This window comes from Corynebacterium sp., assembly GCF_012837295.1.
Taxonomy (GTDB): domain Bacteria; phylum Actinomycetota; class Actinomycetes; order Mycobacteriales; family Mycobacteriaceae; genus Corynebacterium.
The window spans coordinates 1-1,708 of sequence record NZ_DURI01000294.1 but is presented as its reverse complement, the minus strand read 5'-3'; the positions used below and the strand labels follow the sequence as shown (position 1 = coordinate 1,708).

Below are 1,708 nucleotides of genomic sequence, written 5' to 3'. Positions count from 1 at the left end.
TCCGCGCGGCGCTGTCCGGCGTGTACGGGTCCGGCGCTGCCGCCGAGGAAGCGCTCGTCGCCGCCGGCATCGACCCGAAGCTGCGGGGCGAAAAGCTCGGCGTCGCCGACTTCGTGAGGCTCGCGGGGCTGTAGACGGGCGGGTCGTACGAGGCGGGGGAAGCCGTGACGACGAAGGCCCCGGCCGGAAATTACAGGCCCAGCACCCGACTGACGTGCCAGGCCAGGGGGAGTTTGGCCAGTTCCTCGCGGGTGGCCCACCGGTAATCGGAATGCTCGCGGGTCAGCACGACTTCGGCCTCCGCGTCGCGCGTTTCCGTGGCGTCGACCTCAGTCGCATCGGCCCCTGCATCGGCGCCGTCGGCGTCGTCACGCTCGAAGGCCTCGAACGTGACGATGTGGTATCGGAAATCCCCACCCTTCGTGTCGGGATTCGACCAGTGCGCGACCTCGCGGCCGAGGGTTCCGGTCAGGCCGGTCTCCTCGGTCATCTCCCGCAGCGCCGCGACCGCCGGCTCTTCGCCCGGCTCGCTCTTGCCTCCCGGCAGATCCCACTGATCGCCCAAATAGCCGCCGGGGGAGCGGCGCAGCACGAGCAGCCGGTCGCCGCGGCGGACGAGGACATTGCAGACCCAGCCATCCGTCTCCGGCCACGCCGACAGGAGCGCCGTGCCCTCGGGCTCGCGGCGGCTCGAGGCCGGCTTGTCGTGATGGCGGTCGTCGATCATGAGGAAATTCTAAGTCCGCGAAGTCATGCGCGCGCAATCCGCACACCCGCATCGCCCCTGCGCACGCCCGTCAAAGCCACGGTGTCCCGTGTCGCAGACGCCGCCCCAGGTGCATCACTGGAACACTTCCGCAACTTCAGTAGCGGCGTAGAACAGACGAGTGGGGCGCCGAGCGGTCGATAACTATCCAATAAAGCTCTCCCTGTAAAAACAGTAATCACCGTACACTGAGAAACGGCTTATCAAATCCGCTACAAGAGGAGCTGATGGAACCATGACGGCTTCGCAAGGAAGATCCCCGACCGGGGATCGGAAAGGGCGGGGCAGTCGGCTCCGCCCGCGAACTTCGTGGAAGAAGAAATCCGCCGCACTGCTCGCCGCGCTGACCATCGGATCACCTATCCTCGCGGCCTGCGGAAACGACGAAGGGGGCCCCACCGTCCTGCGGTTCATGGGCCCGGCGGACGGCGTCGACCAGTACAGCGCCGCCGCGCAGAAATGCTCGGACCAGGCGGACGGCCGCTACACCATCCAATACGACGTCTCGGCCAAGCAGACCGACGACCAGCGCCTCCAGCTCGCCCGCCGCATCGTCGGCGGCGACGACTCGTTCGACATCATGGGCCTGGACGTCACCTGGACCGCCGAGTTCGCCGAAGCGGGATGGGCGGTCGAGTTCCCCGAAGACGTCGCCAAGCGAGTCGAGGACGGAACCCTGTCCGGCCCCATGGAAACGGCCACGTGGAACGACAAGGTCTACGGCGCTCCGCTGAACACGAACACGCAGCTCATGTGGTACCGCAAGTCGCTGATGCCGCAGGGCCCCGACGGCCAGCCGCAGCCGCCCGCGACGTGGGAGGAGATCGCCGCCCACGGCGAAAAGCTCGCCGGCGAGGACAAGCCGTCCTACATCGGCGTGCAGGCCGCGCAGTACGAGGGCATCGTCGTGTGGTTCAACTCCATGCTCGAAGCCGCCGGCGG

Annotated in this window: 2 protein-coding genes and 1 pseudogene; 2 read left to right on the top strand and 1 reads right to left on the bottom strand. The window is 67.6% G+C overall.

What is annotated here, in order from left to right; genetic code table 11:
• Positions 1-134: pseudogene (locus GX015_RS09525) on the top strand (16S rRNA (adenine(1518)-N(6)/adenine(1519)-N(6))-dimethyltransferase); the annotation flags it as partial.
• Between the two features lie 56 nt (positions 135-190).
• Here the strand turns inward: GX015_RS09525 and GX015_RS09520 are convergent.
• Positions 191-727: an NUDIX hydrolase gene (locus tag GX015_RS09520; protein ID WP_291344667.1), complete on the bottom strand. Its 537-nt coding sequence runs from the start codon at positions 725-727 to the stop codon at positions 191-193.
• Positions 728-1,178: 451 nt separating this feature from the next.
• Here GX015_RS09520 and GX015_RS09515 point away from each other — a divergent pair.
• Positions 1,179-1,708, top strand: a 530-nt coding sequence (locus tag GX015_RS09515) for an extracellular solute-binding protein (protein WP_291344665.1), incomplete at its 3' end; no start/stop codon positions are given.